Source organism: Azotobacter beijerinckii (assembly GCF_900110885.1).
Classification (GTDB): domain Bacteria; phylum Pseudomonadota; class Gammaproteobacteria; order Pseudomonadales; family Pseudomonadaceae; genus Azotobacter; species Azotobacter beijerinckii.
The window spans coordinates 89389-114479 of sequence record NZ_FOFJ01000003.1 but is presented as its reverse complement, the minus strand read 5'-3'; the positions used below and the strand labels follow the sequence as shown (position 1 = coordinate 114479).

At 69.1% G+C, this 25091-nt stretch carries 21 protein-coding genes; 11 read left to right on the top strand and 10 right to left on the bottom strand.

Translation table 11 applies throughout. From position 1 onward, the window contains the following. Positions 1-16 precede the first annotated feature (16 nt). Positions 17-508, bottom strand: a complete 492-nt coding sequence (gene purE, locus BMY22_RS02400; protein WP_090619262.1) for a 5-(carboxyamino)imidazole ribonucleotide mutase — start codon at positions 506-508, stop codon at positions 17-19. A gap of 213 nt (positions 509-721) precedes the next feature. Between purE and BMY22_RS02395 the strand changes: the two genes are divergently transcribed. After that, entirely contained in the window at positions 722-1714 is a 993-nt protein-coding gene (locus tag BMY22_RS02395; RefSeq protein WP_090619260.1) for an asparaginase, read from the top strand. 14 nt (positions 1715-1728) lie between these two features. Here BMY22_RS02395 and BMY22_RS02390 read toward each other — a convergent pair whose 3' ends face one another. Both BMY22_RS02390 and BMY22_RS02385 read right to left on the bottom strand, forming a co-directional pair. Next, positions 1729-2142, bottom strand: coding sequence for a PA0061/PA0062 family lipoprotein (locus BMY22_RS02390; protein WP_090619259.1), 414 nt, complete (start codon positions 2140-2142; stop codon positions 1729-1731). A 29-nt stretch (positions 2143-2171) separates the two neighbouring features. Continuing rightward, positions 2172-2591, bottom strand: coding sequence for a PA0061/PA0062 family lipoprotein (locus tag BMY22_RS02385; protein ID WP_090619257.1), 420 nt, complete (start codon positions 2589-2591; stop codon positions 2172-2174). A gap of 176 nt (positions 2592-2767) precedes the next feature. Here BMY22_RS02385 and BMY22_RS02380 point away from each other — a divergent pair, with 176 nt between their 5' ends. Both BMY22_RS02380 and BMY22_RS02375 read left to right on the top strand, forming a co-directional pair. Next, positions 2768-3868, top strand: a complete 1101-nt coding sequence (locus tag BMY22_RS02380) for an aminopeptidase (RefSeq protein WP_208599214.1) — start codon at positions 2768-2770, stop codon at positions 3866-3868. After that, positions 3865-4152, top strand: a complete 288-nt coding sequence (locus BMY22_RS02375; RefSeq protein WP_090619256.1) for a DUF1161 domain-containing protein — start codon at positions 3865-3867, stop codon at positions 4150-4152. The genes BMY22_RS02380 and BMY22_RS02375 overlap by 4 nt, the downstream gene beginning before the upstream one ends. Positions 4153-4198: 46 nt before the next feature. On the opposite strand, the gene BMY22_RS02370 is transcribed toward BMY22_RS02375, so the two are convergent. From BMY22_RS02370 to BMY22_RS02355, 4 genes are all read right to left on the bottom strand, one after another. Next, a complete protein-coding gene (locus BMY22_RS02370) occupies positions 4199-4777 on the bottom strand; it encodes a gamma carbonic anhydrase family protein (RefSeq protein ID WP_090619254.1) in 579 nt (192 codons plus the stop codon). 71 nt (positions 4778-4848) lie between these two features. Next, positions 4849-7248: a TonB-dependent siderophore receptor gene (locus tag BMY22_RS02365; RefSeq protein ID WP_090619253.1), complete on the bottom strand. Its 2400-nt coding sequence runs from the start codon at positions 7246-7248 to the stop codon at positions 4849-4851. A 207-nt stretch (positions 7249-7455) separates the two neighbouring features. Further along, a complete protein-coding gene (locus tag BMY22_RS02360) occupies positions 7456-8448 on the bottom strand; it encodes a FecR domain-containing protein (protein WP_244158778.1) in 993 nt (330 codons plus the stop codon). Then, positions 8432-8962, bottom strand: coding sequence for a sigma-70 family RNA polymerase sigma factor (locus BMY22_RS02355; RefSeq protein ID WP_090619251.1), 531 nt, complete (start codon positions 8960-8962; stop codon positions 8432-8434). The genes BMY22_RS02360 and BMY22_RS02355 overlap by 17 nt, the downstream gene beginning before the upstream one ends. Positions 8963-9177: 215 nt before the next feature. On the opposite strand from BMY22_RS02355, the gene prlC reads away from it, so the two are divergent. From prlC to BMY22_RS02340, 3 genes are all read left to right on the top strand, one after another. After that, positions 9178-11259 (top strand): oligopeptidase A, encoded by a 2082-nt coding sequence (prlC, locus tag BMY22_RS02350; protein WP_090619250.1) that lies wholly within the window; start codon positions 9178-9180, stop codon positions 11257-11259. Between the two features lie 9 nt (positions 11260-11268). Next, entirely contained in the window at positions 11269-11550 is a 282-nt protein-coding gene (locus BMY22_RS02345) for a YheV family putative zinc ribbon protein (protein ID WP_090619249.1), read from the top strand. A gap of 88 nt (positions 11551-11638) precedes the next feature. Further along, positions 11639-12811, top strand: a complete 1173-nt coding sequence (locus BMY22_RS02340) for a hypothetical protein (RefSeq protein WP_090619248.1) — start codon at positions 11639-11641, stop codon at positions 12809-12811. A gap of 112 nt (positions 12812-12923) precedes the next feature. Here BMY22_RS02340 and BMY22_RS02335 read toward each other — a convergent pair whose 3' ends face one another. Both BMY22_RS02335 and BMY22_RS02330 read right to left on the bottom strand, forming a co-directional pair. Then, positions 12924-14402, bottom strand: a complete 1479-nt coding sequence (locus BMY22_RS02335; RefSeq protein WP_090619246.1) for an alpha-amylase family glycosyl hydrolase — start codon at positions 14400-14402, stop codon at positions 12924-12926. A 9-nt stretch (positions 14403-14411) separates the two neighbouring features. Continuing rightward, positions 14412-17207 carry an MGH1-like glycoside hydrolase domain-containing protein gene (locus tag BMY22_RS02330; RefSeq protein WP_208599213.1) on the bottom strand — a complete coding sequence of 932 codons (2796 nt, stop codon included), beginning with the start codon at positions 17205-17207 and terminating at the stop codon, positions 14412-14414. 227 nt (positions 17208-17434) lie between these two features. On the opposite strand from BMY22_RS02330, the gene BMY22_RS02325 reads away from it, so the two are divergent. The 3 genes from BMY22_RS02325 (at position 17435) to BMY22_RS02315 (ending at position 21171) form a co-directional block, all read left to right on the top strand. Next, positions 17435-18223: a DUF3658 domain-containing protein gene (locus BMY22_RS02325; protein WP_244158776.1), complete on the top strand. Its 789-nt coding sequence runs from the start codon at positions 17435-17437 to the stop codon at positions 18221-18223. Between the two features lie 530 nt (positions 18224-18753). Beyond that, positions 18754-19500, top strand: coding sequence for a carbonic anhydrase (locus BMY22_RS02320; RefSeq protein ID WP_090619245.1), 747 nt, complete (start codon positions 18754-18756; stop codon positions 19498-19500). Positions 19501-19632: 132 nt separating this feature from the next. Beyond that, positions 19633-21171 (top strand): SulP family inorganic anion transporter, encoded by a 1539-nt coding sequence (locus BMY22_RS02315; protein WP_090619243.1) that lies wholly within the window; start codon positions 19633-19635, stop codon positions 21169-21171. 94 nt (positions 21172-21265) lie between these two features. Here BMY22_RS02315 and BMY22_RS02310 read toward each other — a convergent pair whose 3' ends face one another. Beyond that, a complete protein-coding gene (locus tag BMY22_RS02310) occupies positions 21266-21916 on the bottom strand; it encodes a hypothetical protein (protein ID WP_090619242.1) in 651 nt (216 codons plus the stop codon). 381 nt (positions 21917-22297) lie between these two features. Here BMY22_RS02310 and coxB point away from each other — a divergent pair, with 381 nt between their 5' ends. Both coxB and ctaD read left to right on the top strand, forming a co-directional pair. After that, entirely contained in the window at positions 22298-23467 is a 1170-nt protein-coding gene (coxB, locus tag BMY22_RS02300) for a cytochrome c oxidase subunit II (RefSeq protein WP_090619240.1), read from the top strand. Between the two features lie 13 nt (positions 23468-23480). Further along, positions 23481-25064, top strand: coding sequence for a cytochrome c oxidase subunit I (gene ctaD / locus BMY22_RS02295; RefSeq protein ID WP_090619238.1), 1584 nt, complete (start codon positions 23481-23483; stop codon positions 25062-25064). Positions 25065-25091 lie beyond the last annotated feature (27 nt).

Below are 25091 nucleotides of genomic sequence, written 5' to 3'. Positions count from 1 at the left end.
GTCTAGGCCCCCTTGCTCACGCTTCGCGCGGGTCCGGATTGTCGAGCACGGTGCGGGTCTGCTCGTCGCGAAAGCGCTTGAGCGCCGCGTGGAACTGCGGGTGACTGGCGCCGAGGATGCTCGCGGCGAGCAGCGCGGCGTTGACCGCGCCGGCCTTGCCGATGGCCAGGGTGGCGACCGGTACGCCGGCCGGCATCTGCACGATGGAGAGCAGCGAATCGACCCCGGAAAGCATCGACGACTGCACCGGCACGCCGAGTACCGGCAGGTGGGTCTTGGCCGCGCACATGCCCGGCAGGTGGGCGGCGCCGCCGGCCCCCGCGATGATCACCCGGATGCCGCGGGACTCGGCCTGTTCGGCGTACTGGAAGAGCAGATCCGGGGTGCGGTGGGCGGAAACCACCTTGACCTCGTTGGGGATGCCCAGCTTGTCCAGCATCTCCACGGTGTGACTGAGGGTGCTCCAGTCGGACTTGGAACCCATGATCACGCCTACCAGTGCGCTCATCGTCGTGCCTCTTCGTTGGCGCCCGCAGGCGCGTCAAAAAACAACAAGCCACGCTGGCAGGGCGTGGCTTGGCGGGGGGTGCGAGCCGCCTCGGGCTGCGAGGGGGCGCGTTATCAAGCGACGAAGTATACCCCAAAGCCGGGCGCGGGAGTGCAAGCGCATGGGCCTTCCGTCCGGGCTACCATGAGCGTTCCACACACCCGAGATCAGACCATGTCCGCGACCGATCGACTCATGATCCTCTACAGCGGCGGCACCATCGGCATGCAGGCCAGCGCGCAGGGGATGGTGCCGGCCGCCGGCTTCGATGTCCGCCTGCGTGCCCGGCTGGCCAGCGAGCCGCAACGCGAGGTGCCGGCGTGGCACTACCGCGAGCTGCTGCCGCCGATCGACAGCGCCAACATGACTCAGCGCCACTGGCTGGCCCTGTGCGACGCGATCGTCGCCGCGGTGGAGGAAGACGGCTGCGACGCCGTGCTGTTGCTGCACGGTACCGACACCCTGGCCTACAGCGCCGCGGCGCTGAGCTTCCTGCTGCTCGGCCTGGGCGTGCCGGTGGTGCTGACCGGCGCCATGCGGCCGGCGGACGCTCCGGGCAGCGACGCCTGGGACAACCTGTTCGGCGCCCTGGACGCCCTCGCCCAAGGCGTGGCGCCCGGCGTGCACCTCTACTTCGGCGGCCGCCTGCTGCACGGCGCCCGCGCCGGCAAGCTGGGCAGCGCGACCCTCGAGGCTTTTGCCGAACTGCCGCGCCAGCGCCACGGCGAACGCGTCGCCGCCCTGCCCGCCGAACTCGACTACCGGCGGATTCGCCGCCCGGTGAACCTCGCCGTGCTGCCGCTGTTCCCCGGCCTGCAGGCGGCGCAGCTGCGCGCCCTGCTCGGCAGCGGCGTGCAGGGCCTGGTGCTGGAGTGCTACGGCAGCGGCACCGGCCCTTCGGACGACACCGAACTGCTCGAGGTGCTGCGCGAGGCCCGCCGGCGCGGCACGGTGCTGCTCGCCATCAGCCAGTGTCCCCACGGCCATGTGGCATTCGGCGTCTATGCCGCCGGCAACGCCCTGCGCGATGCCGGACTGGTCGGCGGCGACGGCATGACCCGCGAGGCCGCGCTCGGCAAGCTGTTCGCCCTGCTCGGCGCCGGTCTCTCGGCGGACGAGGCGGAGTACTGGCTGGCGCGGGATCTGTGCGGCGAGTGCGCCGACTAGCGGAGTGCGCGTGTTTAGTAAAACCCGCAGCTCAGCACCTCGATCTCGGCCAGCTGCTGCCCCGCGGCGTCGTGGAGTTCGCCCTGGATCTGGGTGCCCTGGGCCCAGACCTTCAGCCGGTAGCGTTGTCCGGCGGCGAAGTCGGGGTAGCGCAGGCGCAGCAGGCAGGCAAGCGGCAGCGTATTGCGGCCCATCGTATTGCCGTAGTAATAGCGGTAAATCGTCTCCAGATCGTGGGCGCCGGGGGCGACCTGGAAATAGCGGCCGTCGTCCAGCCGCTGGCCGTCCAGCCGCTCGGCCATCAGCAGACTGGTCACCTCGCGGGCCTCCAGCTCGACCCAGGCCATCTTCGGGTCCGGGTCGGGCAGCGGGCCGGCGCAGGCGGACAGCAGCAGGAGGATGGTCAGCCAGGACAGTCGTGGGTGCATGGGTAGCCTCGCGGGAAGGCGGCGAGGCGTCAGGCTCCGCTGCTGCAGCCGCTCTCCCGACCGCTCGCCACCACCTGGCGACGGTCGTCGTAGAGCTTGGCCCAGGGCCGGAAACCGACTTCGCCAACCTCCAGACTATACCGCCGGCCGGCGGTGAAGTCCTTGTAGCTCAGGCGAATCAGGCAGTTGCGCTCGTAGGGCGCGCTGCCCGGGCCGATGTTGCTGCCCGACACCTCGAAGCGGTAGCGCATGCCCAGCTCGTGGGCGCCGGGGCTGACCTGGAAGAAGCGATGGTCGTCCAGCACCTTCTTGTCCAGCTCGGCGGCGCGCAGCGAGTGGGGTACCTGCGGATTCAGCTCGATCCAGGCCTTGCCGGGGTCGTGCCGCGGCATCAGCATATTGCAGCCGCCAAGTGCCAGCAGACAGGGAAGCAGGGGGATAATGCGCATGAGGAGGCTCCGGGTGGTCGTGGTTGTGGAACGGGTGGGGACTGGACACGCCGGACCGGCTCGCGCCGCATCGAAGCCCGGGATTATCCGTCGGCTGCCTGTACACTCCCTGCCTGGGCGAGCGAGCCGCTCGCGGTCCTTCCCTTGAACACCTTCAGGCCCACTGGGTTCGCCGGATGAAATTTTTCAGCTCACTCGACAACCTTACCCTGCGCGGGGTTCCCCTGTTGCTAGCCGTTTGTCTGAACGGCTGTTCCGGTTTCGACTATTACCGCCACCTGGCCGCCGGTCAGTTCGAGCTGTTGCGCCGCCGCGAACCGGTCGCCGCGGTGGTCGCCGATCCGGCCCGCGACCCCGCGCTGCGCCAGCGTCTTGCCCATGCCCAGGAAGCCCGCGCCTTCGCCAGCGCGCGACTCGGCCTGCCGGACAACGACAGCTACCGCCTCTACGCCGACCTCGGCCGGCCCCATGTGGTCTGGAACGTCTTCGCCACCGGGGAGTTCTCGGTGGACGCGCTCAGCCACTGCTTCCCGATCGCCGGCTGCGTGGCCTACCGCGGCTACTACCAGCCCGGCCGGGCGCGCGGCGCGGCGGCGCTGCTGCGCCAGGAGGGGCTGGACACCTTCATCGGCCCGGTGGAGGCCTACTCCACCCTCGGCTGGTTCGCCGATCCGATCCTCGCCGGCATGCTGCGCCACGGCGACGATGCCCTGGCCGCGCTGATCTTCCACGAACTGGCGCACCAGCGGCTCTACGTGCCGGACGACAGCGCTTTCAACGAGTCCTTCGCCAGCTTCGTCGAGCGCGAAGGCTTGCGCCAGTGGCATGCCAGCCGCGGCCTGCCGCCGCCGGACGAACGCCGCGCGCGGCGGGACGAGCAGTTCACCCGCCTGGTCCTGGAGACCCGCGAGCGCCTGCGCGCGCTCTACGCCAGCGGCCTGCCGGCGAGCGAGATGCGCCGGCGCAAGGCGGCCGAGTTCGACGCGCTGCGCCGGCGCTACTGGACGCTGCGCGATGGCGAGTGGCAGGGCGAACGGCGCTACGATGCCTGGATCGAGGGACCGCTGAACAACGCCAAGCTGCTGCCGTTCGGCCTGTACGACGGCTGGGTGCCGGCCTTCGCGGAAATATTCCGCCGCGCCGGCGAAGATTGGCCACGCTTTTATGTCGAAACCGAGCGCCTGGCGCATCTGCCCGCCGCCGCGCGCGAACGGCATCTGGCGGCGCTGCAGGAAGCCGCGTCGCCCGCCATCGTCACCCAGGAGGACAACCGATGAACAGAAGCTGCCTTGCCCTCTCGCTCTGCCTGCTGAGCGCCCCGCTGCTGGCGGCGACCAAGTCGTGCGAGAAGCTCAAGGAGGAGATCGAGGTGAAGGTCCAGGCCGCCGGCGTGGCTTCCTATACCCTGGAGATCGTGCCCAACGCGGACGTCACCGACCGCAACCTGGTGGTCGGCAGCTGCGCCGGCGGCAGCAAGAAGATCATCTACCAGCGCAACGACGGCGTCCGCCGGAGCGACACCGCCGCCCCGGCCCCCGCACCGAAGCCGGCCAAGGACTGAATAGCCCGCCCGGTCGGTTCCGGGCGGCCCTGCGGCTGGCGCCGCCTCAGTCCTCGTGATCCTCGGCCAGGTGCGGCTCCTTCAGCGGCAGGTAGTTCTCGGCCAGGTACTGGTCCTTCAGGCGCACGTAGTTGTCGGCGCTGTAGCGGAAGAAGCCGCGCTCCTGGTCGTTCAGCGGGCGGGCCTGCTTGACCGGGCTGCCGACGTACAGGTAGCCGCTCTCCAGGGTCTTGCCCGGCGGCACCAGGCTGCCGGCGCCGATGATCACCTCGTCCTCGACCACCGCGCCGTCCAGCACGATGGCGCCCATGCCGACCAGCACGCGGTTGCCGATCCGGCAGCCGTGCAGGGTCACCTTATGGCCGACGGTGACGTCGTCGCCGATTTCCAGGGGAAAGCCGTTCGGCTTGTACGCGCTGGCATGGGTGATGTGCAGTACGCTGCCGTCCTGGATGCTGGTCCGCGCGCCGATGCGGATGCGGTGCATGTCGCCGCGGATCGCCACCTGCGGCCAGACCGAACTGTCGTCGCCGATCGCCACGTCGCCGAGCACCACGGCGGAGGGATCGACGAAGACCCGTTCGCCCAGCGTCGGGGTGAGGCCCTGGAAGGTTCTGATGGTCATGCTGAAGACTCCAAGTGGGGTTCCGTATCGTCCCGAAGAGTCACCGTCGGCGCAATAGCGCGGCTTGCCGCTCAGAAGTCGACGGTCGCCGACAGCGTCGCGGTGCGCGCCGCCCCCCAGGACACCCGGTTGCTGGTGCCGCCGCTGGAGATGAAGTACTTCTTGTCGGTCAGGTTGTCGACGTTCAGCTGCAGCTCGGTCTGCTTGCCGATCAGGTTCGGCAGCGTCCAGGTGGCGAAGGCGTCGTAGGTGGTGTAACCGGCCAGCTCGAAGCTGTTCGCCGAGTCGCCCTCGCGCGAGCCGACGTAGCGGGCGCCGCCGCCGAGCCGGAAGGCGCCGGGCAGGACGCTCTGCGGCAGGTCGTAGGAGAGGAACAGCCCGGCGACGTTGTGGGCGACGTTGAGCAGTTCGTTGCCCTTGTTGGCCGGCGTGTCCTTAAGCACCTTGGTATCGGTGTAGGCGTAGTTGGCGACCAGGTTCCAGCGCTCGCCCAGCTGCCCGTTGAGGCTGGCCTCCAGGCCCCGCGAGCGGGCCTCGCCGATCGCCCGGCTGACCTGCTCGCCGTTGACGGTCTCGGTGGTCTGGATGTTTTCCTTGCGGATGTCGAACAGCGTGACCAGACCCGACAGCCAGCCGTTGTCGTAGCGCAGGCCGACTTCGTACTGGCGGCCCTCCTCCGGGGCGCTGCCGCCGTCCACCTGCGTGCCGGAGGCGATGACGTTCGGCTTGTAGGACTCGCTGTAGTTGGCGTACAGGGAGAATTCGTCGTCCAGCTTGTAGACCAGGCCGACGAAGGGCAGGTTCTTGCTTTTGTCCAGGTCGGTACCGGTCTGCGAGGGAATGCCCGCCCTGTCCTGCTGGCGGAAGCGCTGGTGGCGCAGGCCCAGGGAGAGGATCCAGCGCTCGCCGATATGGATGTTGTCCTTGACGTAGGCGGACTGCATGCGCACCCGCGAGCGCTGCTCGCTGTTGCTGGGGTTGACCACCTCGGCCTGCTCCAGGTCGCCATAGTGCGGCGAGTCGGGGTCGAAGCCCCAGGTGTTGGGGCCCTGGTAGAAGAAGCCGTTCGACTCGTCGTGACGCTCGTGGTCGGCGCCCAGGGCCAGTTCGTGGCGCAGGCCGCCCAGCTCCAGGTCGTTGAGCCAGTCGAGGGAGGCATAGTTGCGGGTCCGCTCGACGTCCGGATTGCTGCGAAAGCGCCGGCGCAGCTCGCCGGTCGCCGGGTTGTAGGCGTTCGGATCGGCCTGGTAGTCGCTGTAGGCGTTCTTGTTCCAGCCATAGTTGACGCGCAGTCGCGAGGTCGGCGAGAAGCGGTATTCCATGGCCAGGCTGGCGTACTGGCGCTGGCCGTCGATCCGCGTCCAGTGCTCGTCGAGCCGGTGTTCGCGGTCGCCGACCGCATGGCCGTTGTAGAAGAAGGCGCCGCGGTCGAGCACCGAGGTGTAGTCGGAGTGCTCGTAGGACAGGGTGGCCGAGAATGCCTCGCTCTCGAAGGCCAGCGACGGTGCGACCAGCTTGTCGCGGTTGACGCCGTAGTTGCGCCAGTAGTCCTCGTCCTTGTGCTGGCCGATCAGGCGAAAGGCGAAGCCGCTCTCGCCCAGGGGGCCCGACACATCGAAATAACCGCTGCCGCCGCCTTGGTCGCTGAGCTGTCCGCCCAGGGTGCTGCGCCACTGGTAGGTCGGCTTCTTGCTGATGACGTTGATCACCCCGCCGGGTTCCTGCATGCCGTAGAGCAGGGAGGCCGGGCCCTTGAGCACCTCGACCCGCTCGGTGGTGACGCTGTTGAAGTTGCGCCCTTCGCTGGTACGGATGCCGTCGCGCAGGACCCCGCCGTCGCTGCCGTTGCCGAAGCCGCGCTTGACCAGCGAATCCTGGGTGCCGCCGAAGCTGTTGCCGATGGTGATGCCGGGGACGAACTTGATGGTTTCTTCCAGATCGCTCACCGCGAAGTCGTCCAGCACCTGCCGGTTGACGCTGTAGGCGGTCTGCGTCTGCTCGAGGAACGGCGTCTCGAACTTGTCGCCGATGGCGCTCTCCGCGGCCCGGTAGCTGCTGTCCTCGGCGACCTCGCTGACGCTGATCGCGTCCAGCGCCATGCTGCCGCCGGTTTCCGCCAGGGGCTGCACCTCGTAGTGGCCGGTCCGGGTCGGCACGGCCTGCAGCCCGCTGCCGCCGAGCAGGATGCGCAGGGCCTGCTCGACCTCGTACTGGCCCTCGAGCGGCTGGCTCTGCTTGCCGGCGGTGAGCGCGGCATCGCCGGCCAGGTAGATGCCGGCCTGGGCGGCGAACTGATTGAGCCGCTCGGCCAGCGGGCCGGCGGGAATGGCGTAGCGCTGTCTCTGGGTCTGCTCGGCGGCCTGGCTGGCGCTGCCGTAAAGCAGGGCGGGCGCGCCGGACAGGGCGAGGGGAATGGCCAGGGTCAGCGGGACGAGGGGGACGCTGGGGCGGCGGGCTGGGCGTGGTGACATGGGGTTTCCTTCACTGCGTTTCGGTCGGCAGAAAGCCGTTGTCACCAACCAATTCGGATGAGCGGAGAAAACCGGAAGCAAAAATGAGAATTTTTATTGTTTTATCCGGGCGACGGCCGTCGACGGCGGAGGGGGCTGCGCCGCGTTCCTCGAAAAGGGCGGCAATCGCGCAAGGGCAAGGCCGCTGGCAGGCGCGACGGGCACCGCTCACTGGCGGGCGTCGATGCTCGTCCACCAGGGCAGTGGGCGCTGGATGCGGATCGGCAGGGCGCTTTCCAGCATGGCCAGGACCTGCTCGCTGTCGTGCAGCGGATAGGTGCCCATGACGCGCAGGCCGGCGACTTCCGGGGCGACTCCGAGGTAGCCTTGGTGGTGGCGGGACAGTTCCTCGACGAACTCCGCCAGGGGGATGTCGCCGGCCACCAGGATGCCCTGGGTCCAGGCCTGGCGGGCCGCCAGCACCGGTTCGCGAGTGCCGATTCCCCGCCGGTCGAAGCGCAGCTGCTCGCCGGCCCGGACGATGCGCGTGGCGCCGCTGTCGACGGCGCGGACCTCCACCGCCCCCTCGAAGAGCGCCAGTCGGGTGAAGCCGTCCTGCTGGGTCACGCTGAAGCGCGTACCCAGCGCCCGCAGGCTGCCCTGTTCGGTATCGACGACGAAGGGCCGAGTTTCCGCGGCGGTCTCGATCAGCACTTCCCCGGCGAACAGGCGCAGGCGCCGCCGCTCGGGCCGGTAGTCGGCGTCCAGAGCCGTGGCGCCGTTGAGCCAGAGGTGGGTGCCGTCGGCGAGGACGAAATCGCGCACTTCCCCGGTCGCCGTGCGGTAGTCGGCTTGCCAGGCCATCAGCAGCTGCGGCAGGGGCGTGGCACGCCAGCCGAGCCAGCCGAGCAGGGCGCTCCCCGACAGCACGCCCAGGGTGCGCAGCGCCTGGCGGCGGGAGGTATCCGTGCGGCGTGCCGCGCGCAGGGTCCGCGCGGCCGTGTCGCCCTCGCCCTGCAAGGCGGCGAAGCGCCGGCTGACGCGCTCCACGTATTGCCAGGCCTGACGGTGCGCGGCGCTCTGACCGTGCCAGCGCCGCCAGGCCGCGCCGACGGCTTCGTCGTGCGGATCGGCGCTCAGCCGGGCGTACCACTCGGCGGCTTGTTGCAAGCTGGCGTGGTCGGGTTTCTGTGCGGACAAGGGGTCAGACGAGCGCTTCATCGAGTTCGGCCTCGAGCAGCAGGCACTGGTACATCGCCTGGGCCATGTACTTGGTCACGGTGCGCTCGGACACCCCCAGGCGCTCGCCGATGGCCTTGTAGCCGAGGCCCTCGAGCTGGGCCAGGAGGAAGGCCTCGGCGACCTTCTCCGGCAGGCGGGAGAGCATCCCATGCACCTGCTGCAGGGCTTCCAGCACCAGGGCCCGGTGCTCCTCCGAGGGCGCCACGGCCTCGGGGCGGCCGGCCAGCACCTCCAGCCAGGCCTGCTCGACCTGCCGGCGCCGCCAGAAATCCACGCAGACGTTGCGGGACATGCTGCGCAGGTAGGCTTGCGCGTGGCTGTCGCTGTCGAAGCGGTGCGGCTTGAGCAGCAGGCGCAGGAATACCTCGTGGGCCAGGTCGGCGGAGTCGCAGGCGTTGCCCAGCCTCCGGTACAGCCAGGCGCGTATCCAGCCATGGTGCTCGGCGTAGTAGAGCGCTACCTGTTGCCGATAGGTCGTGTCGAGGGTCGACATGGCCGCTTACCGTCCGCTTGTCTGTGGCATGCAAATAAGATGAATTCTCATTCTACGCATGACCAGCACCCGCAAGCAATCTACATGCCGATATACGGTTCGACCTTCGGCCATGGCTGCCGCCGCAGGGCCCGCTCCCGCCGCCCTGATCCCGTGTCTTTCGATCGCCCCCCTAGCCATTTGCCGAGCTGCGTTGTCGGGCATTTCTCATTAACATGGAGATTGTCCATCTCGACTCAGGGTCAACTGCCGTGACTGCCAGCAATCCACTCCTGCAAGCCTTCGACCTGCCCCCCTATTCCGCCATTCGCCCCGAGCACGTCGAGCCGGCCGTCGACCAGATCCTCGCCGACAACCGCGCAGCCATCGCCCGGCTGCTCGCCGAGCAGGGCGGCACGCCGAGCTGGAACGGCCTGGTGCTGGCGCTGGACGAGCTGGGCGAGCGCCTCGGCCGCGCCTGGGGTCCGGTCAGCCACCTCAACGCGGTGCGCAACGGCCCCGAGCTGCGCAGCGCCTACGAGGCCTGCCTGCCCAAGCTGTCCGCCTACTGGACCGAGATAGGGCAGAACCGCGCTCTCTGCGACGCCTACAAGGCCTTGGCCGCCAGCCCCGAGGCGGCGGGCTTCGACGTGGCGCAGAAGACCATCCTCGAACACGCCCTGCGCGACTTCCACCTGTCCGGCATCGACTTGCCGGAGGCCGAGCAGCAGCGCTACGGCGCGATCCAGATGCGCCTCTCCGAGCTGACCAGCCGCTTCTCCAACCAGTTGCTCGACGCCACCCAGGCTTGGACCAAGCATGTCACCGAGGAAGCCGCCCTGGCCGGGCTGACCGACTCGGCCAAGGCGCAGATGGCCCAGGCCGCCAGGGCCAAGGAACTCGACGGCTGGCTGATCAGCCTGGAGTTCCCCAGCTACTACGCGGTGATGACCTACGCCGACGACCGCGCCCTGCGCGAGGAGCTCTACGCCGCCTACTGCACCCGCGCCTCCGAGCTGGGGCCGAACGCCGGGCAGTTCGACAACGGCCCGCTGATGGCGGAGATCCTCGACCTGCGCCAGGAACTGGCCCAGTTGCTCGGCTACCCCAACTACGCCGAGCTGTCGCTGGCGACCAAGATGGCCGAGTCCGGCGAGCAGGTGCTGCACTTCCTGCGCGACCTGGCGGTGCGCAGCAAGCCCTTCGCCGAGCGGGACCTGGCCGAGCTGCGCGCCTTCGCCGCCGAGCAGGGTTGCAGCGATCCGAAGAGCTGGGACGTCGGCTACTACAGCGAGAAGCTGCGCCAGGCGCGCTACAGCATTTCCCAGGAGCAGCTGCGCGCCTACTTCCCGATCGACAAGGTGCTCACCGGGCTGTTCGCCATTGTCCAGCGCCTCTACGGTATCGAGATCCGCGAACTCAAGGACTTCGACACCTGGCACCCGGACGTGCGCCTGTTCGAGATCCTCGAGAACGGCGCGCACGTCGGGCGCTTCTTCTTCGACCTCTACGCCCGCGCCAACAAGCGCGGCGGCGCCTGGATGGACGGCGCCCGCGACAAGCGCCGCAACGTCGCCGGAGCGCTGGTCAGCCCGGTGGCCAACCTGGTGTGCAACTTCACCCCGGCGGTGGAAGGCAAGCCCGCGCTGCTCACCCACGACGAAGTGACCACCCTGTTCCACGAGTTCGGCCACGGCCTGCACCACCTGCTGACCCGCGTCGAGCACGCCGGCGCCTCGGGGATCAACGGCGTGGCCTGGGACGCGGTGGAGCTGCCCAGCCAGTTCATGGAGAACTGGTGCTGGGAGCCGGAAGGCCTGGCGCTGATCTCCGGCCACTACGAGAGCGGCGCGGTACTGCCCGCCGACCTGCAGGAGAAGATGCTGGCGGCGAAGAACTTCCAGTCCGGGATGGTCATGGTCCGCCAGCTGGAGTTCTCGCTGTTCGACTTCGCACTGCACATCCACCACGGCGACGGGCGCAGCGTGCTCGAGGTGCTGGAGAGCATCCGCGACGAGGTTTCGGTGATGCGTCCGCCGGCCTACAACCGCTTCCCCAACAGCTTCTCGCACATCTTCGCCGGCGGTTACGCGGCCGGTTACTACAGCTACAAGTGGGCGGAAGTGCTCTCCGCCGACGCCTTCTCCCGCTTCGAGGAGGAAGGCGTGCTAAACCCCGCCACCGGCAGCGCTTTCCGCGAGGCGATCCTGGCCCGGGGCGGTTCGCAGGAGCCCTTGGTGCTGTTCGTCGACTTCCGCGGCCGAGAGCCGTCGATCGACGCCCTGCTTCGTCACCTTGGCCTGAGCGCGGCGGCCTGAGAGGAAATCATGAGCGGACACAAGAAACAGTTCATCGCCGGCGCCGTGTGCCCGGCCTGCGAAACCATGGACACCGTGCGGATGTGGAACGTCGACGGCGTGCCGCACCGCGAATGCGTGACCTGCTCCTTCGCCGACACCCTCAACGCCGAGGGCCTGTCGGTGCCTCTGGAGTTGGGCACCCGGGTGAACAAGAGCGAGGCGGCGCCAGCGGTTCCCGGCCCCGCCGCACCCAAGGTGCACGCGGCGCAGTTCTTCCCCAATCCGAAGCTGAAGAAGCCCGACGCCTGAGCAATCGCGGCAATCGACGAGGCGGCGCCCTTTCCGCCGCCTCGTCGCCCAGGCCCCGGCGGTCTGGCGGAGGGCCGATGGAATCCCCATGAGCGAATACCAGTACTACGAATTCGCGGCCATCGACAGGCCGCTGACCCCGCAGCAACAGGCCGAGCTGCGCAGCCGCTCGACCCGCGCGACCATCACCGCCTCGAGCTTCATCAACGAATACCACTGGGGCGACCTCAAGGGCGATCCGCTGGACTGGATGCGGCGCTATTTCGACGCCCACGTGTATTACGCCAACTGGGGTTCGTGCTGCCTGTTGCTGCGCCTGCCGCGCGCGACTCTGGAACAAGCCGTTCTGGACGCCTTCGTCCTGCCCGCCGAACGCGGCAGCGCCTTCTCGGCCAGCGCCACGGACGAGCACTGGATTCTCGACTGGAGCGACTGGGACGAGGAAGGCAGCGGCGACTGCGAGCGCTTCTGGGACGAGGAATCGCAGCACTGGATGGCCCGCCTGCTGCCGCTGCGCGACGAACTGCTGCGCGGCGATACCCGGCCGCTCTACCTGGGCTGGCTGGCGCGGCTGTGCGGGGGCGAACTGGACGACGCGGCCGTGGAGCCGCCGTTGCCCGCCGGGCTGCAGACGCTCAGCGGTGCCCAGCAGGCTCTGGTCGAATACCTGCAGATCGACCCGGACTGGCTGGCGGCCGCCGCCGGGGCCAGCGAACCCCTGCCGGCGTCCGACGAAACGGCGCCGGCCCTGGACGCCTGGCTGGATGCGCAAACGCCGGAAACGCTGCGCGCCGCATTGCGCCTGCTGCTGGAGGGGCGCGGCGCGCAAGCCGAGCGCGAGGCGCGGCGGCGCTTTCTGGACTGGCAGCGCAGCCGGCAGCCCGTCGTCGCCGCGCCTACGCGCCGGCGCGTGGCGGACATCGCCGTGCTGCGCCAGGCTGCCGCCCAGCGCCGCCTGGAACGCGAGCGGCAGGCCCGCGACGCCGAAGAGGCCCGGCAACGCGCCGAACGCCGGCAGCATCTTGCGCAACTGGCGGAACAGGCCGATGTGGTCTGGACCGACATCGACAGAACCCTGCAGCGCGGCACGGGTGCCGCCTACGACCGGGCCCTGCAGAGTCTCCGGGCGTTGTCCGAAGCCCTGGCCCAGGCCGGCCGGGAGCGCGAGTTCCGCCTCGGCCTCGATCGCCTGCAGCAGAGCCACGGTCGGCGCGGCGCCTGGGTCAAGCGGCTGATCGCTGCCGGGTGGGTGGAAAAATAGTCCTGCCGCGCCGGTCGAGAAACGCCCCTACCGTCGCCAGGCCTGACCTACAAGCCGCGTTCCCCCTCGAGCGTCGGGGCGATCTCGGCCGGCACAGCTGCGGACGACGCCGTCAGACCGCCCGCACCTCGAACGCATGGCAGCCCCAGGCCGGCAGGTCGAGGTAGAGGCCGTGGGCGGCGAGGTCGCTGCCGTCGCGCTCGTAGAGCGCGGGACCCAGCCGGTCGCGCAGCCGCCAGCTGCGCCCGGCGAGGTCATTCCACGGCAACCTGACGTAACCCTGGCTCGGGTGGTCGGCGTAGTTCACCGCGACCAGCCGGCGCTGGTCGTCCGCGCCGCTCCAGGCGAAGACGATCAGCGCGTCGTGGCTGGGGTTGCCCGCCCAGGCGGGATCGGCGTCGAGCAGTTGCCAGTGACCGTCGCGCATGACCGGCTCCTTGAGGCAGTCGAGCAGGGCGTCGTAGAAGACGGCGAGCGCGGCGTCCGGCGTCTCGGCCGGGCCGCGGGCGAGGTGGGGCGGGATGCGCACCCTTCTGCCCTCGCGCTGCCCCTGGTGGAAGAAGCGCAGGCCGGGGCTCAGGAAGGTGATCGCGGCGGCCGCGCGGTGCCGGTCCGCGGCGAAGGTGGCGGCGGCGCGCGGTTCGTCGTGGTTCTCGAGAAAGCGCGCGAGGCGGTCCTGGAAGTCGAGCCCGGCGCGCAGGTGGTCGCGCACCGGGCCGGCCTGGCCGGCCACTAGGCGGTCGTAGAGGCGCTTGTCGTAGGTGTAGTCGAAGCCCTGCTGCTGCAGCGTCCACTCCAGGTCCCAGTAGACCTCGGCGAGGAACAGGAAGCCCGGCCGCTCGGCGTGGATCGCCGCGCTGGCCCGCGGCCAGAAGGGCGCGGCGGCGATGCCCCAGGTGCGCGCGAAGACTTCCGGCAACAGCAGCATCGCCATGTCGCAGCGCACGCCGTCGCACTGCCCGGCGATCCGCCGCAGCTCGCCGAGCATGGCTTCCTGCAGCGCCGGCTGGCCGTAGTTCAGTTGCAGGGTGTCGGACCAGCCGGCGAAGTAGGGGTCGCGGCCGTAGGCGAGGATGCGGCTGCCGCCGACCGTTTCGAGGCGCCGGTAGTTGTGCGGCTCGGCCGCCAGTTGCTCCTCCGTGCCGGCGACGAAGAACTCCGGGTGTTCCTCGACCCAGCGATGGTCCGGCGCCAGGTGGTTCGGCACGAAGTCGAGGATCAGGCGCAGGCCGCGCGCCTGCAGGCGTTCGCGCAGGCGGGCGAGGGCCGCGTCGCCGCCGAAGTCGGCATGCACCCGGTAATCCTGGATGGCGAAGCAGGAGCCGCAGACGTCGGATTCCCGGAAGTCTGCCAGGACCCGGCGGTATTCGGCCCGCCACTCGGGATTCGACGCCGACACGCGGCGGGCGGCCTCGCCAGTCTGCCAGACGCCGAGCAGCCAGAGCAGGTCGAAGCCGTCCGCGGCGAGGCGGTCGAGTTCCGCCTCGCCGAGGTCGTCGAGGGTCGCCGGACGGCCCCGCGCGGCGGCCAGCTCGGCCAGGCGGACCCGGGTGTTGAGCTGGAGCAGCGCGGGATAGCGGGGTGTGGGCATGGCGGCCTCCTATTTCTGTCCCTTGCCGCCCGCCTGCTCGCGGGTCATGCGCTCGGCGATGCGCTCCCGTGGCGTCAGCAGCAGGTCGCTGGCCTGGATGCGCCCGAACAGGTCCAGCAGGCGGGCGACGAGGCCGGTCCAGCCGGTCTGGTGGCTGGCGCCGAGGCCGGCGCCGGTGTCGCCGTGGAAGTATTCGTAGAAGAGGATCAGGTCGCGCCAGTGCGGGTCGTCCTGGAATTTCGCGCTGTTCCCGTAGACCGGACGGCGCCCGCTGGCGTCGCGCAGGAACAGGTCGGCGAGCCGCCGGGAGATCTCCCGGGCCACCTCGAAGAGCGTCATCTGCGTGCCGGAGCCGGTAGGGCACTCGACGGTGAGGTCGTCGCCGTAGAAGTAGTAGAGGTTCAAGAGGCCGCGGATGATCAGGGCGTTGACCGGCATCCACACCGGCCCCCGCCAGTTCGAGTTGCCGCCGAACATCCCCGAGTCCGACTCGGCCGGCAGGTAGGCGACGCGGTGCTCCTGATCGCCGACCCGGAACGCGAAGGGGTGCTCCAGGTGGTAGCGCGACAGCGAGCGGATGCCGTGGGGACCGAGGAATTCGTTCTCGTCGAGCAGGTAGCCGAGGACCCGCACCAGCCGTTCCCGGGACAGCGGGGAGAGCAGGCGGCGGCCGTTCAGGCCGATGTAGCCCTCGGTCGTCGGGGCGACCTTGGCCACCACTTCGGGATGGCGTTCGCGGAACAGCCGGATCAGCTCCAGCAGCCGCGGGTGGCGGTCGGCAACGTCCGCCTCGAAGGTCGTGCAGGCGCACAGCGGCAGCAGCCCGACCATGGAGCGGACCTTCAGGCGCATGGCCGAGCCGTCGGGCAGGCGCAGCACGTCGTAGAAGAAGCCGTCCGCCTCGTCCCACATCTCGTCGTGGTGCTCGCCGATGCGGTCCATGGCGTAGGCGATCCACATGAAGTGCTGGAGGAAGTTGAAGGCGTACTCCTCGTACTGCGCATCGCGGTCGGCGAGGATCAGCGCCATCTCCAGCATGTTCTGGCAGTAGAAGGCCATCCAGGCGGTGCCGTCGGCCTGCTCCAGGGTGCCGCCGGTGGGCAACGGCGCGCTGCGGTCGAAGACGCCGATGTTGTCGAGGCCGAGGAAGCCGCCGGCGAAGACGTTGCGGCCCTGCGGGTCCTTGCGGTTCAGCCACCAGTTGAAGTTGAGCCGCAGGCCCTGGAAGCAGCGCTCGAGGAAGTCGAGGTCCTCGCGGCCGAGGTCCCGCTCCACCCGGAAAAGATACAGTGCGGCCCAGGCGTGGACGGGCGGGTTGACGTCGCCGAAGTTCCATTCGTAGGCCGGGATCTGTCCGTTCGGGTGGCAGTAGAGGCTCTTGAGCATCAGCGCCAGCTGTTCCTTGGCGAAGTCGAAGTCGACCAGCGCCAGGGACAGGGTGTGGAAGGCCAGGTCCCTGGCGGCGTACCAGGGGTATTCCCACTTGTCTGGCATGGAGATGACGTCGCCGTTGAACATGTGGAACCACTCGGCGTTGCGCACCTGCCGCGTGCCGCCGGCCAGCGGATGCGCCTGGTGCTCCTTGAGCCAGGTGTCCACGTCGAACAGGTAGTACTGCTTCGACCAGAGCATGCCGGCGAGCGCCTGGCGGTGGACGCGGCGCTCGTCCTCGTCCAGCGGATCGGGGACGATTCGCGCGTAGAACTCGTTGGCCTCGGCGCGGCGCGCGGCGAAGGCGTTCTCGAAGCCTTCGCCGAACGGCTTGCCCGAGGACTCGCCGGCGGACAGCCGCAGGTGGACCACCGAGCAGCCGCCGGCCGGCACCTCGAGCACATAGCGGGCGGCGGCCTTGGTGCCGCTTCGTTCCGGGTTGACGGCCGCCTCCTCGCCGGCGATCAGGTAGCGGTGGAAGGCGTCCTTGACCCAGGGCGAGGCGCTCGGCTGGCCCCACAGGCGCTCGGCGTTGCTCTCGTTCTCGGTGAACAGCAGTTCCGGCGTCCCCTCGCAGAAAAGCCGGTAGTCGCCCAGCTCCGGATGCGTGGCATGGATCGCCCCGCCCGCCGCGCGCAGCGCAGGCTTCGTCTGGCCTGCCTTCCACGACCAGGTGTTGCGGAACCACAGGCTCGGCAACAGTTGCAGCCGCGCGGCCTCGGGCCCGCGGTTGTGCACGGCGATGCGGATCAGGATGTCCTCGGGACCCGCCTTGGCGTATTCGAGGAAAACGTCGAAATACCGGTTGTCGTCGAACACGCCGGTATCGAGCAGCTCGTACTCGGGCTCCTGGCGCGAGCGGCTCCGGTTGGTGTCCACCAGGTCGCTGTAGGGGTAGGCCCGCTGCGGGTACTTGTAGAGGTACTTCATGTACGCGTGGGTGGGCGTCGAGTCGAGGTAGAAGTAGCACTCCTTGACGTCCTCGCCGTGGTTGCCCTCGCGGTTGGTCAGCCCGAACAGGCGCTCCTTGAGGATCGGGTCGCGCTCGTTCCACAGGGCCAGAGCGAAGCACAGGCGCTGCCGGTCGTCGGATATCCCGCCGAGCCCGTCCTCGCCCCAGCGGTAGGCCCGCGAGCGGGCCTGGTCGTGGCTGAAGTAGTCCCAGGCGTTGCCGTCCTCGCTGTAGTCCTCGCGGACCGTCCCCCATTGCCGCTCGCTCAGGTAGGGACCCCATTTCTTCCAGGGAATGCCGGCTTCGCGGGCCTCGTTCAGGCGCTTCTGCTCCGTCACGTCGACGAAGCGGGGCGGTTCGGCCGACGCCTGGCGTCCCGGCTTGCGGCGGGCCGGGCCCGTTGAATCCGATGTGCTCGACATGCTTGCTCGCTCCTGTCCGGTGCCGCGTCGGCGGCCGGCTGAGTTCTGAATCTAGACAGCCGTGAGCGGAACGCCAGCGATCCCGGACTGGCCGGCGGGGTGGGCGCCGCCGGCCGAGCGCAACGGAAGTGCGCGGCGCTTTGGCGAGGAGCCGAATGCTACTTACAATGCCCCTTTGCGGGCGCCGGCCGGGCGCATCGCCGGACCGACAGCGGAGTTTTTCCCGAATGATGACGATGAGCGACGGCTGGCAACTGGTCTGCGGCGACCTCGCGGCCGAGGCCGTCCGACCCCTGCTCGGCGCGGCGGCGCGGATCGAGGTCCTGCACGACGACCTGGCGGTCGGCCCGCTGCTGGATGTCGACGAGCCGCCCTGCGCGGTGCGGGCGGCCTTCTGGGAAGGTGTCTGGCCGCCCGGTTCGCCGCCGCCGGCCTTCGCCGTGCAGCTCGCCGAAGAGGCCGAATGGCTGGCCGCCCTGGCTCGCCAGGCCGAGCCGGTGACGCTCTGGCACGGCGACAGCGCGTCCGAGCAGCTGCTGCTCGCGCGCCTCGCCGCGCTGCTCGGCGAGGCACCGCTGGAGCTGCGCGAAATCGCCTGCGGTACGGGCGACAGCGGGGTACGCCGGCGCCGCGCGGTCGCCCTGTGTTCGCCGCAGCAGCTGCGCGACTGCCAGCGCCAGGCCCGGCCGCTCTCCGCCGAGCGCCGTGCCGAACTGGCCGGGCAGTGGCGCCGGGCGGTGGCGGAAAACGGCGGGGTGCGCCGCTGGCGGGACGGAGTCTTCCATTCCGAGGACTACCGGCTGGTCGACGGCATGCTGCTGTGCCTGTGCAGCCGCGACTGGCAGCCGCTGCCACCGCTGCTGTCCCAGGCGATGCGCTGCTGCAGCGGCTTCTTCGCCACCGACCTGTTCCTCGCCTGGCGCCTGCGCGAGCTGGCCCGCCAGGGCCGCGTCGGCTTCGCCGAGGCGCCCGAGGCCGACTTCGCCGGCCAGCGCGTGCGCCGGCTGGCCGATTAGTTTTCCCGCCCGGTGCCGCCGGGCAGGAAATAACTTCCCGCGAACTTCCATTTATTCTTGTTCGGCATTCGTCGAAAGTCGTTCTGTAAGGAAAGATGTAAGTCGGCGGGCACGGTAGGAATACCGAACATTGCTCATGTGTAAAAAAATGTAAGTCCCCCGAGCCGTTCGCCCCGGCCTGCACTCGGCAGGAAAATCCTTCCCGGCCCTCGCCCGTCGCCGTGGAAGGCCCGGCCGGTCGGGATTGTGGCCAAGCGCCATGAGTCGGGCAGGCGACCGTCGCAACGGGCGAAGGCCGTGCCGTTCGTTGCATTCGGTTTCATTTAAGTTGTGTAGCCGACTATTCAGTTTCACTTAAGTTATGAGCGCTACCCCTTCAGTTTTATTTAAGCCGAAGGGGTCAGACTTATTTAATCGAAGGCACCCCGAGTGTCCCGCGCCCGCCCTGTGCCGAACCCGTCGTTCCGGCTCGTCACAGCAGGGGCGCAACCCAGCCTTGCTACTTTTCCGCTACCCAGGGAGGTTATGCCATGAACCGTTGCATCTCCGGACAGAGCCCGTCGCAGGGAACGACCGAGGCCCGCACCGAGTCCGAAAACGCCGAGGTGGCGCTGAAGAACATCGTCGAGGGCTTCCACCGCTTCCGCACCGAGATCTTTCCCCAGCAGAAGGAGTTCTACCGCGCCCTGGCCAGCGCCCAGCGCCCGCGGGCGATGTTCATCACCTGCGCCGACTCGCGCATCGTCCCCGAGCTGATCACCCAGAGTTCCCCCGGCGACCTGTTCGTCACCCGTAACGTCGGCAACGTGGTGCCGCCCTACGGACAGATCAACGGCGGCGTCTCCACCGCCATCGAATACGCGGTGGCCGCGCTCGGCGTGCACCACATCATCGTCTGCGGCCATTCCGACTGCGGCGCGATGAAGGCGGTGATGGACCCGCCGAGCATGGAGAGCATGCCCACCGTCAAGGCCTGGCTGCGCCATGCCGAGGTGGCCAAGATCGTGATGCAGGAGAACCGCTGCAGCTGCGCCGGCCGCGAGCCGCTGGAGGTGCTCACCGAGGAGAACGTGGTCGCCCAGCTCGACCACCTGCGCACCCATCCCTCGGTGGCGGCGCGCCTGGCCAGCGGCCAGCTGTTCATCCACGGCTGGGTCTATTCCATCGAGACCTCCGAGATCAAGGCCTACGATGCCGAGCAGGGTGGCTTCCGCCTCCTGGACGGCGAAGGTCCCGTGCCCATGGCTACCCCGCGCCCGCGCTTCCACCAGCGCTAGCGCCGCCGCACGTCCGCCGGGCCGATCTTTGCCGATCGGCCTCGTTTTTTATCTCGTCCGCTCCCCGGTGCTGGGCCGTCGCCCCGCGCCGCGGGCGAGTCATGTCCCGCCTTTTACCCGGAAGGAGCCCCCATGAACCTTGAAACCCTGAAATCCACCCTGCCACGGGACGCGATGGCCTCCGTGGTGGTCTTCCTGGTCGCCCTGCCGCTGTGCATGGGCGTCGCCATCGCCTCCGGCATGCCGCCGGCCAAGGGCCTGATCACCGGCATCATCGGCGGACTGGTGGTCGGCGCCCTGGCCGGCGCGCCGCTGCAGGTCAGTGGCCCGGCCGCGGGCCTCGCGGTGCTGGTCTTCGAGCTGGTGCGCCAGCACGGCATCGCCATGCTCGGGCCGATCCTCCTGGTCGCCGGCCTGATCCAGCTGCTCGCCGGGCGCCTGCGCCTGGGCTGCTGGTTCCGCGTCACCGCGCCGGCAGTGGTCTACGGCATGCTGGCGGGGATCGGCATCCTGATCATCCTGTCGCAACTGCACGTGATGCTCGACGCCTCGCCGCAGGCCTCCGGGCTGAACAACCTGCAGGCCTTCCCGGCGGCGCTGGTCGATGCCCTGCCGTTCGGCGCCGGCGACGGCTGGGGCGCCGGGCTGCTCGGCCTCATGACCATCGGCAGCATGTGGCTGTGGGACAAGCGCAAGCCGGCCAGGCTGCGCTTTCTGCCCGGCGCGCTGATCGGCGTGAGCCTGGCGACCCTGGTCAGCCTGGCCCTGTCGATGGACGTGCGGCGGGTCGAGGTGCCGGCCAACCTGGGCGATGCCATCGATTGGGTGCAGCCGGCCGACCTGCTGCATCTGCTGACCGACCCGACCCTCTTGATCGCGGCGCTGACCCTGGCCTTCATCGCCAGCGCCGAGACCCTGCTCTCCGCCGCCGCGGTGGACCGCATGCACCAGGGCCCGCGCGCCGACTTCGACCGCGAGCTGACCTCCCAGGGCGTCGGCAACCTGCTCTGCGGCCTGCTCGGCGCCCTGCCGATGACCGGGGTGATCGTGCGCAGCTCGGCCAACGTGCAGGCCGGCGCCGTCACCCGGATGTCCGCGATCCTCCACGGCCTCTGGCTGCTGGCCTTCGTCCTGCTGCTGACCGCGGTGCTGCAGAGCATTCCGGTGGCCAGCCTGGCCGGGGTGCTGGTCTACACAGGGGTCAAGCTGGTCGACCTCAAGGCCCTGCGCGGCCTGGGCCGCTACGGCCGGATGCCGATGTTCGTCTACGGCGCCACGGCGCTGGCGATCGTCTTCACCGACCTGTTGACCGGGGTGATGATCGGTTTCGCCCTGACCCTGGCCAAGCTCGCCTGGCGCGCCTCGCGGCTGAAGATCAGCCTGGTCTACGACGAGGACGGGCGCAGCGCGGAACTGCGCATGGTCGGCTCGGCGACCTTCCTCAAGGTGCCGGAACTGTCCCGCGTGCTGGCCTCGGTGCGTCCGGGTACCCAGTTGCACGTGCCGCTCGAGCACCTCAACTACATCGACCACGCCTGCATGGAGCTGCTCGACGAGTGGCGTGCCGCCAGCGCGGCCACCGGCTCCGAGCTGGTGCTCGAAGCCCGCGCGGTGAAGCGCCGTCTGGAAGGCCGGGTGCGTACTACGGTGGGCATCGGCAGCGCGGCCTGAGGGGCTGCGCCTGCCCTCGTGGGAGACCGTAGGGCGGGTGAACCCCGCCGCTTTCGGTGCAGGCCCTTGCCACGTCCGGCGGGTTGCACCCGCCCTACCCGTCCGCCCGGCTCAGCTGCAATTCCACCCCGAACTGCCGCGACAGGCACGGCCAGGCCTGCCAGGCGGCGACGGTCGTCGGGCTGTTCAGGCGGTTGCGGGAGGACTCCAGGGACACCTGCTCGAGCAGCGTGTTGCCGAGCAGGCCGTTGACGGCCAGCTGCACGGCCTCGTCGAGCTGGTTGGCGAAGGATTCGCCGATCAGCCGGTGGGCGACCAGGTTGGCCACCGTGGTATCCAGGGGAATCAGCGGCTGGCCGAGGAAGGCGATGTAGCGGTCGTTGATTTCCTCGACCAGGCGATGCGCCAGGTAGGCCTCGTCGAGCAGGCCGGCGAGGCCTTCCTGCCCCTCCACGAGGTCCGGTGGGCTGAGGAAGAAGTGCTCGGCGACCTTCAGCACCGGGCCGATCTGTGCCTCGATGCCCGTCTCGCAGGCGACCGCGTGGGCGGCTTCGAGCAGTTCCGGCACCTGCTCCAGATAACCCTCGACGAAGTGGGTAAGCACCCCCAGGCTGTCCCCGTCGGGCAGGCAGATGGCGGGGTGCAGGTGTTGCATTCGGGATTCCAGCTGGCGGGCGAGCGTGCCGTGACGGGCTTCGTGCTGGCGGGCGCGCTCGATCAGCTGGCGCAAGGCGGGAATATTCACGGGCGGACTCCTTGGACTCGCGGTGGTGCAGCCTCCCTGGCCACGCAGCTGGAAAAATGTCTGCCTAGCTTAGACGTCCGTACTGCTCGCCGCTATTGGCAAATCGCCGTGATTCGCCGCCGAACGCCGCCCCGGACGGCCGCGGACGCAAAAAGCTCTCGCTGTGCCGGCGCTGTCTATACTCGACTCGAAACACGCTTACCGGAGTGAAGCCCGACTGCGCCGCAGACCGGGGTTCTGCGGTAGCGGGTCGCGGGAAAGGGAGCGCAGGCGGTTGCCCGGCGGTTTCCGGCGGCCCGTCCAGGCCGGCAGTTCTGGCCAGCAGCGCCCTCGGTCGACGGTTTTCCAGCGGGATGACAAGAACGACAAGGGGAACCCGCAATGATGCGACATCCACGACTCGGGATGGGTCTTCTGGCGTGCTCGGCCCTGTCCCAGGCACAGGCCGCCTGGGATGTGAACATGCGGCAGGGGGTCACGGAAGTCAGCCGCTCCGTCTTCGATCTGCACATGACCATCTTCTGGATCTGTGTGGTCATCGGTGTGCTGGTGTTCGGCGCGATGTTCTGGTCGATGTTCGCCCATCGCCGCTCGCGGCACCCGCAGCCCGCCCACTTCCACGAGAACACCAGGGTCGAGCTGCTGTGGACGGTGGTCCCGCTGGTGATCCTGATCGCCATGGCCGTCCCGGCGACCCGCACCCTGCTGCACATCTACGACCCCTCCGATCCCGACCTCGACATCCAGATCACCGGCCACCAGTGGAAGTGGCACTACAAGTACCTGGGCGAGGACGTGGAGTTCTTCAGCAACCTGGCCACCGACCGCGAGGCGATCGGCAACCGGGCGCCCAAGGGCGACCACTACCTGCTGGAGGTCGACCAGCCGCTGGTGATCCCGGCCGGCGCCAAGGTGCGCTTCCTGGTCGGCGCGGCGGACGTCATCCACTCCTGGTGGGTGCCGGAGCTGGCGGTGAAGAAGGACGCGATCCCCGGCTTCATCAACGAGGCCTGGACCCGCGCCCCCGAGCCCGGTCTCTACCGCGGCCAGTGCACCGAGCTGTGCGGCAAGGACCACGGTTTCATGCCGATCGTGGTGGAGGTCAAGGCCCCCGCCGACTACGCCGCCTGGCTGGCCGGCAAGAAGGCCGCTGCCGCCGAGAGCAAGGCGCAGGCCGGCAAGGTCTGGACTCTCGAGGAACTGGTCGCCCACGGCGAGCAGGTCTACAAGACCGCCTGCGCGGCCTGCCACCAGCCGACCGGCGAGGGGCTGCCGCCGGTGTTCCCGGCCCTCAAGGGCTCGAAGATCGCCACCGGACCGAAGGAAGGCCACATCGAGCGGGTCGTCAACGGCAAGCCGGGCACCGCCATGGCCGCCTTCGGCAAGCAGCTCTCCGAGGTCGACCTGGCCGCGGTGATCAGCTACGAGCGCAACGCCTTCGGCAACGCCCTCGGCGACATGGTCACCCCGCAGGACATTCTCGCCTTCAAGCAGGCCGCAGAAGCCGGCCAGGGCATGCAGCCCGGCCAACCCCAACCCCAGCCCCAATAGAGGAGAGGCCACGATGAGCGCAGTGATCGATCATGGACATGGCGACCATCCGCACGGCCCGGCCCCGGGGCTGATGCGCTGGGTGCTGACCACCAACCACAAGGACATCGGCACCCTGTACCTGTGGTTCAGCTTCTGCGCCTTCCTCCTCGGCGGCTCCTTCGCCATGGTGATCCGCGCCGAGCTGTTCCAGCCGGGGCTGCAGATCGTCGAGCCGGCGTTCTTCAACCAGATGACCACCATGCACGGCCTGATCATGGTCTTCGGCGCGGTGATGCCGGCCTTCGTCGGCCTGGCCAACTGGATGATCCCGCTGATGATCGGCGCGCCGGACATGGCCCTGCCGCGGATGAACAACTTCAGCTTCTGGCTCTTGCCGGCGGCCTTCGGCCTTTTGGTCAGCACCCTGTTCATGGAGGGCGGCGGGCCGAACTTCGGCTGGACCTTCTATGCGCCGCTGTCCACCACCTACGCGCCGCAGAGCGTGACCTTCTTCATCTTCGCCATCCACCTGATGGGCATCAGCTCGATCATGGGTGCGATCAACGTGATCGCCACCGTGCTCAACCTGCGCGCGCCGGGGATGACCCTGATGAAGATGCCGTTGTTCGTCTGGACCTGGCTGATCACCGCCTTCCTCTTGATCGCGGTGATGCCGGTGCTGGCCGGGGTGGTGACCATGATGCTGATGGACATCCACTTCGGCACCAGCTTCTTCAGCGCCGCCGGCGGCGGCGATCCGGTGCTCTTCCAGCACGTCTTCTGGTTCTTCGGCCACCCCGAGGTGTACATCATGATCCTGCCCGCCTTCGGCGCGGTCAGCGCGATCATCCCGACCTTCAGCCGCAAGCCGCTATTCGGCTACACCTCGATGGTCTACGCCACCGGCGCCATCGCCTTCCTGTCGTTCATCGTCTGGGCGCACCACATGTTCGTGGTCGGCATCCCGGTGGCCGGCGAACTGTTCTTCATGTACGCCACCATGCTGATCGCCGTGCCCACCGGGGTGAAGGTGTTCAACTGGGTCAGCACCATGTGGCGCGGCTCGCTGACCTTCGAGGCGCCGATGCTGTTCGCCGTGGCCTTCGTCATCCTCTTCACCATCGGCGGCTTCTCCGGGCTGATGCTGGCCATCGCCCCGGCGGACTTCCAGTACCACGACACCTACTTCGTGGTGGCGCACTTCCACTACGTGCTGGTGCCGGGGGCGATCTTCGGCATCTTCGCCTCGGCCTACTACTGGCTGCCCAAGTGGACCGGCCATATGTACGACGAGCGCCTGGCCAAGCTGCACTTCTGGCTGTCCTTCGTCGGCATGAACCTGGCCTTCTTCCCCATGCACTTCGTCGGGCTGGCCGGCATGCCGCGGCGGATTCCCGACTACAACCTGATGTTCGCCGACTTCAACCGGGTCTCCAGCCTCGGCGCCTTCCTGTTCGGTGCCACCCAGCTGCTGTTCCTCTACATCGTCGTCAAGTGCATCCGCGGCGGCGAGCCGGCCCCGGCCAAGCCCTGGGACGGCGCCCATGGCCTGGAGTGGTCGGTGCCCTCCCCTGCCCCGTACCACACCTTCAGCACCCCGCCGGAGGTCGAGTGATGGCGCGCCTGCCCATGCCCCGTCGGG

Coding starts and splice junctions, on each gene's coding strand:
- purE (WP_090619262.1), bottom strand. CDS start 508: ATGAGCGCACTGGTAGGCGTGATCATGGGTTCCAAGTCCGACTGGAGC.
- BMY22_RS02395 (WP_090619260.1), top strand. CDS start 722: ATGTCCGCGACCGATCGACTCATGATCCTCTACAGCGGCGGCACCATC.
- BMY22_RS02390 (WP_090619259.1), bottom strand. CDS start 2,142: ATGCACCCACGACTGTCCTGGCTGACCATCCTCCTGCTGCTGTCCGCC.
- BMY22_RS02385 (WP_090619257.1), bottom strand. CDS start 2,591: ATGCGCATTATCCCCCTGCTTCCCTGTCTGCTGGCACTTGGCGGCTGC.
- BMY22_RS02380 (WP_208599214.1), top strand. CDS start 2,768: ATGAAATTTTTCAGCTCACTCGACAACCTTACCCTGCGCGGGGTTCCC.
- BMY22_RS02375 (WP_090619256.1), top strand. CDS start 3,865: ATGAACAGAAGCTGCCTTGCCCTCTCGCTCTGCCTGCTGAGCGCCCCG.
- BMY22_RS02370 (WP_090619254.1), bottom strand. CDS start 4,777: ATGACCATCAGAACCTTCCAGGGCCTCACCCCGACGCTGGGCGAACGG.
- BMY22_RS02365 (WP_090619253.1), bottom strand. CDS start 7,248: ATGTCACCACGCCCAGCCCGCCGCCCCAGCGTCCCCCTCGTCCCGCTG.
- BMY22_RS02360 (WP_244158778.1), bottom strand. CDS start 8,448: ATGAAGCGCTCGTCTGACCCCTTGTCCGCACAGAAACCCGACCACGCC.
- BMY22_RS02355 (WP_090619251.1), bottom strand. CDS start 8,962: ATGTCGACCCTCGACACGACCTATCGGCAACAGGTAGCGCTCTACTAC.
- prlC (WP_090619250.1), top strand. CDS start 9,178: ATGGAGATTGTCCATCTCGACTCAGGGTCAACTGCCGTGACTGCCAGC.
- BMY22_RS02345 (WP_090619249.1), top strand. CDS start 11,269: ATGAGCGGACACAAGAAACAGTTCATCGCCGGCGCCGTGTGCCCGGCC.
- BMY22_RS02340 (WP_090619248.1), top strand. CDS start 11,639: ATGAGCGAATACCAGTACTACGAATTCGCGGCCATCGACAGGCCGCTG.
- BMY22_RS02335 (WP_090619246.1), bottom strand. CDS start 14,402: ATGCCCACACCCCGCTATCCCGCGCTGCTCCAGCTCAACACCCGGGTC.
- BMY22_RS02330 (WP_208599213.1), bottom strand. CDS start 17,207: ATGTCGAGCACATCGGATTCAACGGGCCCGGCCCGCCGCAAGCCGGGA.
- BMY22_RS02325 (WP_244158776.1), top strand. CDS start 17,435: ATGATGACGATGAGCGACGGCTGGCAACTGGTCTGCGGCGACCTCGCG.
- BMY22_RS02320 (WP_090619245.1), top strand. CDS start 18,754: ATGAACCGTTGCATCTCCGGACAGAGCCCGTCGCAGGGAACGACCGAG.
- BMY22_RS02315 (WP_090619243.1), top strand. CDS start 19,633: ATGAACCTTGAAACCCTGAAATCCACCCTGCCACGGGACGCGATGGCC.
- coxB (WP_090619240.1), top strand. CDS start 22,298: ATGATGCGACATCCACGACTCGGGATGGGTCTTCTGGCGTGCTCGGCC.
- ctaD (WP_090619238.1), top strand. CDS start 23,481: ATGAGCGCAGTGATCGATCATGGACATGGCGACCATCCGCACGGCCCG.